Origin of the sequence: Burkholderia sp. A2 (assembly GCF_001729305.1) — a bacterium.
GTDB lineage: Bacteria > Pseudomonadota > Gammaproteobacteria > Burkholderiales > Burkholderiaceae > Burkholderia > Burkholderia sola.
The window spans coordinates 78189-85638 of the sequence record NZ_LZXX01000110.1; the positions used below are offsets into that span (position 1 = coordinate 78189).

Here is a 7450-nt window from a genome sequence, read left to right on the forward strand (position 1 = left end):
ATGTCCCGACGCATCATTCCCCTCGCCGACGTCAGCGGGATGCCGGACGTCTCCGGCGTCGCGCATGCCCCCGACGGCACGCTGGCCGACACGTTCGCCCGGCCGTTGCGCGACCTGCGCATTTCGGTGACGGATCGCTGCAACTTCCGTTGCGTGTACTGCATGCCGCGCGCGGTCTTCGACAAGGACTATCCGTTCCTGCCGCACAGCGCGCTGCTCACGCACGAGGAAATCGAGCGCGTGGCGCGGCTCTTCGTCGCGCACGGCGTCGAGAAGATCCGCATCACGGGCGGCGAGCCGCTGCTGCGCAAGAACCTCGAATTCCTGATCGAGCGCCTCGCGCGGCTGACGACGCACGCCGGCCGCCCGCTCGACCTGACGCTGACGACCAACGGTTCGCTGCTCGCACGCAAGGCGCGCGCGCTGAAGGACGCCGGGCTCACGCGCGTCACGGTCAGCCTCGATGCGCTCGACGATACGCTGTTCAAGCGCATGAACGATGCCGAATTCGCGAGCGCCGACGTGCTCGACGGCATCTTCGCCGCGCAGGCCGCGGGCCTCGCGCCGGTCAAGGTCAACATGGTCGTGAAGCGCGGCACCAACGACAGCGAGATCCTGCCGATGGCCGAGCGTTTTCGCGGCACCGGCGTGATCCTGCGCTTCATCGAATACATGGACGTCGGCACGTCGAACGGCTGGAACATGACCGAGGTGCTGCCGTCGGCGGACGTCGTCGCGCGCATCGCCGAACATTTCCCGCTCGTGCCGCTCGAGGCGCACACGGCGGCCGAGACCGCGCAGCGCTGGGGCTATGCGGACGGCAGCGGCGAGATCGGCGTGATCTCGAGCGTCACTCAAGCCTTCTGCGGCGACTGCACGCGCGCGCGGCTGTCGACCGAGGGCAAGCTGTACCTGTGCCTGTTCGCGTCGACCGGGCACGACCTGCGTGCGCTCGTGCGCGGCGGTGCGACCGATGCCGAGATCGCGACCGCGATCGCCCGCATCTGGCAGGCGCGCACCGACCGCTATTCGCAACTGCGCGGCAGCGCGCTTGCCGACGCCGCGCCCGAGGGCGCCGGCAAGCGCGTCGAAATGTCGTATATCGGCGGCTGACGCACGCCGCTCTTTCCATCTGCGCACGATGCCCGCCCCCGCCTCCCCGTCGATCGCCGGCCTGCTGCTCGCGGGCGGGCGCGCAACCCGCATGGACGGCGTCGACAAGGGCCTGCAACTGCTCGACGGTACGCCGCTCGCGTTGCATGTACTGCGCCGGCTGTCGCCGCAGGTCGACGAGACGCTGATCAGCGCGAATCGCCATGCCGATCGCTATGCCGAACTCGGTGCGCCGTTCGACGCGCGCATCGTCGCGGATGAAACGCCCGACTTCCCCGGGCCGCTCGCGGGCCTGCTCGCCGGCATGCGCGCGGCGCGCGCGCCGCTGCTCGCGTGCTCGCCGTGCGATACGCCCTACCTGCCCGCCGACCTCGTCGCGCGGCTGCATGCGGCGCTCGACGCGCACCAGGCCGACATCGCGATGGCGGTCACCGTCGACGCGCAGCGGATGCGCTCGCCGCAGCCGACGTTCGCGCTGCTGCGCACGTCGCTGGCGGACGACCTGGCCACCCGGCTCGCGGCAGGCGACCGGAAGGTACGTGCGTGGTACGCACGCCACACGACGGTCGAAGTCGAGTTTCGCGACGAGCGTGCGTTTTACAATGCCAACTCCTGGCAGGAACTCGCCGCGCTGGCCCGCCGCTGACGGTCCCGCGCCGTTCCCGCCCGACGCCCGCCATACGCGAAACCCGCGTCCAGGCACCCTCCTCGCGCCACCGGCCACGAACCCGATACGCCTTGCGGCGCAGTCCGACTGATGATCACGCAATCCTCGCCCGCCTCCCGAACCGCACCCGACCCCGATGCCCCGCTGTCGCTCGCCGACGCGCAGGCACTCGCGTGCCGCTTTGCGGTGCCCGTCGATGCGTGCGATACGGTGGCGCTGCGCGATGCGCTCGATCGCGTGCTCGCGGCCGACGTGAGCGCGCCGTTCGACATTCCCGCGTACGACAACTCGGCGATGGACGGCTATGCGTTCGACGGCGGCGCCGCGGCACGCGCGTCGGCGCAGGGCGAGGTCGAGATGACGGTCGCCGGCACCGCGTTCGCCGGCCATCCGTTCGACGGGGTCGTGGCGGCCGGTGCATGCGTGCGCATCATGACGGGCGCGCCGATGCCGGCCGGATGCGACACGGTGATTCCACAGGAACGCGTGCGCGTCGACGGAGACACGATTCGCTTCGCCGCGCAGGACGTCGCGCGCGGCGCGAACTGCCGCCGGGCCGGCGAGGATCTCGCGCGCGGCGCCTGTGCGCTCGCCGCGGGCCGCATGCTGCGGCCGTCCGATCTCGGCCTGCTCGCGTCGTTCGGCATCGCCGACGTCACGGTGCGCCGGCGCGTACGCGTCGCCGTGTTCTCGACCGGCGACGAGTTGCGCGAGCCCGGCGAACCGCTCGGCCGCGGCGCGCTGTACGACAGCAATCGCGGGATGCTGATCGCGATGCTCGAACGGGCACACGTGGACGCGATCGATCTCGGCATCGTCCGGGACGACCCGGCTGCGCTCGAAACCGCATTGCGCGACGCCCTCGCCGCGCAGGCCGATGCGGTGATCACGTCGGGCGGCGTGTCGGTCGGCGAAGCCGATTTCACGCGCGACGTGATGGCCCGGCTCGGCGACGTGACGTTCGCGAGCGTCGCGCTGCGGCCGGGCCGGCCGCTCGCGTGCGGCTCGCTCGCCCGCGCGGCCGACGGCGCCGGTCGCGCGCTGTTCTTCGGCTTGCCCGGCAATCCGGTTGCGTCCGCCGTGACGTTCCATGCGATCGTGCGCCCCGCGCTGCTGACGCTGGCCGGCGCGCGGACGCCGCCGCCGGCCATGTACACGGCGCTCAGCACCCAGGCGCTGAAGAAGCGCCCCGGTCGCACCGACTACCTGCGCGGCATCGCAACGCGCGCCGCCGATGGCCAATGGCACGTCGCACCGGCCGGATCGCAAAGCTCCGCGTCGCTGAGCGGTCTCGCGGCCGCCAACTGTTTCATCGTCCTGGGCCACGATTCCGCGGCAGTCGACGCGGGCACCCCGGTCGACATCCTGCCGCTCGACGGCCTGATCTGAATTCCAATCGGTATATTTCTACGGGGGCAATCCGCACATGAAGAAACAAATCTCGTCGATCGCCGCGGGACAGACCGCAAAGGCGCTGATCCTCGTCTACCTGACGTTCAGCGTGCCGATCGTGCTGCTCGGCATTCTCGTCGCGTATATCCGTTACGGGATGGTCGAGTTGAGCACGATCCTGAGCGCGCTGCTGCTGAACGCGATCCTCGGTTTCGTGCTGCTGTGGATCGCGTGCCATGCGTACAACTGGGTCGCGTCGCGCTTCGGGGGCATCGAGATCGTGCTGTCCGATCCGCCGGAGGAAGCGTGAGCGTCACGCCGCTGATCCGCGCGGCCGACCCGCGCGACGTCGGCGCGATCCTCGCGCTGATGCGCGAGCTGGCCGAGTTCGAGAAGCTCACGGACCTGTTCGTCGCGACCGAATCCGATCTCGCGGACGCGCTGTTCGGCGAGCACCCGGCTGCCGAAGCGCTGGTGGCCGAACGCGACGGCGCGATCGTCGCGTACGCGCTGTTCTTCCACAACTATTCGACGTTCCTCGGCCGCCGCGGGCTCTATCTCGAGGATCTGTACGTGCAGCCGTCGCAGCGCGGCACGGGCCTGGGCACCGCGATGCTGCGTCATCTCGCGGCCGTCGCCGTCGAGCGCCGTTGCGGGCGCTTCGAATGGTCGGTCCTCGACTGGAACCAGCCGGCGATCGACTTCTACGAGAAGATGGGCGCGACCGTGCTGCCGGAGTGGCGCATCGTGCGCGTGACGGGCGACGCGCTGGACACGCTCGCCGCGCATTGAGCGCGAGCCGGCCGCGCCGGCCGTCGCTGCAAATGAAAACGGGCGCCGCGGCGCCCGTTTTTTCGTCCGGCGGTTGCCGGCAACGCGCGTCACGCGTCGTCCGCATCGGCGCCTTCGGCCTCTTCCGCGCCGAGCAACCCGGCCGCCGTGTCGCCCGGCAACGCCTCGACCTGCTTCAGCTTGCGGTTCATCACACGCGTGCGCTGCTCGGCGGACTCGATCGAGCGCGTGACCGTTTCGAGCTGCGCCTTCGTGCGCGCGAGCACGTCGCCGAACTTGCCGAACTCCGTCTTGACCGCGCCGAGCACCTGCCAGACCTCGCTCGAACGCTGCTCGATCGCGAGCGTGCGGAACCCCATCTGCAGGCTGTTGAGCAGTGCGGTGAGCGTGGTCGGCCCCGCGACCGTCACGCGATAGTCGCGCTGCAGCAGGTCGGTCAGCCCCGGGCGGCGCAGGATCTCCGCATAGAGCCCTTCGGTCGGCAGGAACAGCAGCGCGAAGTCGGTCGTGTACGGCGGCGCGACGTACTTCTCGGCGATCGTGCGCGCTTCCATCCGCACCCGCGCCTCCAGCGCACGCGCCGCCTCCTCGACGGCCACCGCGTCGGCACGTTCCTGCGCGTCGATCAGCCGCTCGTAGTCTTCGCGCGGGAATTTCGCGTCGATAGGCAGCCACACCGGCGACGCGTCGCGCGTGCCCGCGTCGCGGCCCGGCAGCCGGATCGCGAATTCGACGCGCTCGGTACGCTTCGGCACCGTCGCGACGTTCTTCGCGTACTGGTCGGGCGTCAGCATCTGCTCGAGCAGCGCCTCGAGCTGCACCTCGCCCCAGGTGCCGCGCGTCTTCACGTTGGTCAGCACCTTCTTCAGATCGCCGACGCCGGCCGCGAGCGTCTGCATCTCGCCGAGCCCGCGATGCACCTGTTCGAGCCGATCCGATACGAGCTTGAACGATTCGCCGAGCCGCTGCTCGAGCGTCGCGTGCAGCTTCTCGTCGACGGTGCGGCGCATCTCCTCGAGCTTCGCCGCGTTATTCGTCTCGATTTCCTTCAGCCGCTGTTCGAGCGTCGCACGCACTTCGCCGATCCGACGGTCGTTCGCCTCGGTCAGTTGCGTGAGCTGCCGGTTCAGCGTGTCGCCGAACAGCCGCAGCGCGCCCGCCTGTTCCTCGCGCGCCTGTTGAGCCTGGCGCTGCACGCTTTCGCGCATCGCATCGAACTGCTGCGCGTTGCCGGCGACGAGCTTGCCGAGCTGCTGCGCGAACCCCTCGATCTGGTTGTTCTGCATGGTCGCCACGCTGGTCAGTTGCGCGGCGAGCGTTTGCTGCAACTGGGCGAAGCTGCCGGCCAGCTCGGTACGCGAGCCGCGTGCGTTCTCGACGATCTCGCCGCGCAATTCGCGTTCGAGCCGCTCGACCGCGCGCGCCTGCGCATGCGCGGCGTCCTCGATCTGGTCGCCGAGCACGGCCGCGTCGTCGTGGCGGCCGCCGCCGCGCACGAGCGCGACGATCGCCACCGCGAGCGCGACGGCCAGCACGACGACCGCCGCAAGCAACAACGTCGTCGTCATGCGCGCGGCTTCCCGATCACGTCAGGGTTGATCGGATTCGGCGGCTGCCCCGCACGCGGCCCCTCGCCCAGCGCGGCGATCAGGTTGTCGGCGGCGAGATTGGCCATCGCGCGGCGCGTCTTTTCGGTCGCGCTCGCGATATGCGGCGTCAGCACGACGTTCGGCACCTCGAGCAGCGCCGGATGCACGCTCGGCTCGCCCTCGAAGACGTCGAGGCCGGCCGCGGCGATCGTCCCGTCGCGCAGCGCGGCGGCCAGCGCCGCATCGTCGACGATCCCGCCGCGCGCGATGTTGGTCAGCGTCGCCGTGGGTTTCATCTTCGCGAGCTCGGCCGCGCCGATCGTGTGATGGTTCTCCTTCGTGTACGGCAGCACCAGCACGACATGATCGGCTCGCGCGAGCAGCGCATCCTTCGACACGTATTCGGCATTCAGCTCGGCTTCGATCTCGGGCGCGACCCGCGACCGGTTGTGATAGATCACCTGCATCCCGAAGCCGCACGCGCGGCGCGCGAGCGCCTGACCGATACGGCCCATCCCGATCACGCCGAGCGTCGAGCCGTAGATGTCGCTGCCGAGGAAGCCGTCGTACGCCCACTTCCGCCAGTGACCGGCGCGCAGCCAGTGTTCGGATTCGGCGATCCGGCGCGCGGCGGCCATCATCAGCGCCCAGCCGAAATCGGCGGTCGATTCGTTCAGCACGTCGGGCGTGTTGGTGCCGAGCACGTTCGCCGCGTTGAATGCGGCCATGTCGAAGTTGTTGTAGCCGACCGCCATGTTCGCCACCACCCGCAGGCGCGGCGCCGCCGCGAGCGTGGCCGCGCCGATCGGGTCGCCGGCCGTCAGCGCGCCGTCCTTGTCGGCCAGGCGCGCGGCCAGCGCGTCGGGCGCGAGCGCGTCGCCGTCGTTCCAGTCGACGTCGAAATACTGCTTGAGCCGTTCGATCACGTCCGGAAAGATCGGACGCGCGACCAGGATCTTCTGCATCGCCATCTCCGCATGCCGCGGACGGATCGCGGCGCGCGATGCGCCACCGGAACCGCCCGCTCGGGGTTGAAAAACGTCAGCTTACGCCGGGAAGAAAAGCCAGGACGTCAGCAGGAATACCGGTATCAGCACGACGAGCGCCCAGCCGAGATACGCGAAGAAGCTCGGCATCTTCACGCCGCGCGATTCGGCGATCGCCTTCACCATGAAGTTCGGCGCGTTGCCGATATAGCTGTTCGCGCCCATGAACACCGCGCCGGCGGAAATCGCGGCGAGCGTCGACGCGCCGGTCGTCATCAGCGTCTGTGCATCGCCGCCCGCGAGGTTGAAGAACACCAGGTAGGTCGGCGCGTTGTCGAGGAACGACGACAGGATGCCCGTCGCCCAGAAGTACATCGCGTCGATCGGCTTGCCGTCGGGCCCCGTGACGAGATGGACGATCTGCGCGAACGCGCCGTCCGCGCCCGCGCGCAAGATCACGATCACGGGCGCGATCGTCACGAAGATACCCGCGAACAGCTTCGCGACCTCCTCGATCGGCGCCCAGTTGAACGCGTTGCCCTCGCGCGCGGAACGCGGCGTCAGCGCGAGCGACGCGAGCGTCACGACCACGAGCGCGACGTCGCGCACGAGATTCTGCAGCGCGACGTGCGTGCCCCACACGTCGAACGAGATGCCCGGCTTCCACACGCCGCTCATCAGCACGAGCGCGATCACGGCCGCCAGCAGCACGAAATTGATCTTGCCGTCGATCGACAGCGCCGCACCGTCGGGCGTCGGATCGAGCGCGGCCGGCCGCTCCTCGCCGCCCTTCCGGTAGAAGTACGTATCGAGCGCAAAGAACAACGTCAGCAGCACCACGCAGATGAACAGCATCGGCAGCGCGAGATGGGTGGTCGTCCAGAAGAAGCTCACGCCGTTCAGGAAGCCGA

General features: G+C 69.7%; 8 protein-coding genes. 5 read left to right on the top strand and 3 right to left on the bottom strand.

All coding sequences use genetic code 11. The features are described from left to right. The 5 genes from moaA to A9Z05_RS25645 all read left to right on the top strand — a co-directional run bounded on the left by moaA (window position 1) and on the right by A9Z05_RS25645 (window position 3964). The gene (gene moaA, locus A9Z05_RS25625) at window positions 1-1113 is read left to right on the top strand and encodes a GTP 3',8-cyclase MoaA (RefSeq protein ID WP_069620564.1); all 1113 of its coding nucleotides are present in this window, start codon (window positions 1-3) and stop codon (window positions 1111-1113) included. Window positions 1114-1141: 28 nt separating this feature from the next. Continuing rightward, window positions 1142-1759 carry a molybdenum cofactor guanylyltransferase MobA gene (mobA, locus tag A9Z05_RS25630; RefSeq protein ID WP_069620565.1) on the top strand — a complete coding sequence of 206 codons (618 nt, stop codon included), beginning with the start codon at window positions 1142-1144 and terminating at the stop codon, window positions 1757-1759. 111 nt (window positions 1760-1870) lie between these two features. Continuing rightward, window positions 1871-3169: a gephyrin-like molybdotransferase Glp gene (gene glp / locus A9Z05_RS25635; RefSeq protein ID WP_069620566.1), complete on the top strand. Its 1299-nt coding sequence runs from the start codon at window positions 1871-1873 to the stop codon at window positions 3167-3169. Between the two features lie 37 nt (window positions 3170-3206). Then, window positions 3207-3482: a hypothetical protein gene (locus tag A9Z05_RS25640; RefSeq protein WP_006476519.1), complete on the top strand. Its 276-nt coding sequence runs from the start codon at window positions 3207-3209 to the stop codon at window positions 3480-3482. Then, entirely contained in the window at window positions 3479-3964 is a 486-nt protein-coding gene (locus A9Z05_RS25645) for a GNAT family N-acetyltransferase (RefSeq protein WP_069620567.1), read from the top strand. The genes A9Z05_RS25640 and A9Z05_RS25645 overlap by 4 nt, the downstream gene beginning before the upstream one ends. 89 nt (window positions 3965-4053) lie before the next feature. Here A9Z05_RS25645 and rmuC read toward each other — a convergent pair whose 3' ends face one another. From rmuC to A9Z05_RS25660, 3 genes are all read right to left on the bottom strand, one after another. Continuing rightward, window positions 4054-5532 carry a DNA recombination protein RmuC gene (rmuC, locus tag A9Z05_RS25650; protein WP_069620568.1) on the bottom strand — a complete coding sequence of 493 codons (1479 nt, stop codon included), beginning with the start codon at window positions 5530-5532 and terminating at the stop codon, window positions 4054-4056. Further along, the gene (locus A9Z05_RS25655; protein WP_069620570.1) at window positions 5529-6518 is read right to left on the bottom strand and encodes a D-glycerate dehydrogenase; all 990 of its coding nucleotides are present in this window, start codon (window positions 6516-6518) and stop codon (window positions 5529-5531) included. Before A9Z05_RS25655 ends, rmuC begins: the two co-directional genes overlap by 4 nt. Before the next feature lie 81 nt (window positions 6519-6599). Then, the coding region (locus A9Z05_RS25660) for a sodium:proton antiporter (protein WP_176730243.1) at window positions 6600-7450 on the bottom strand (851 nt) is incomplete at its 5' end.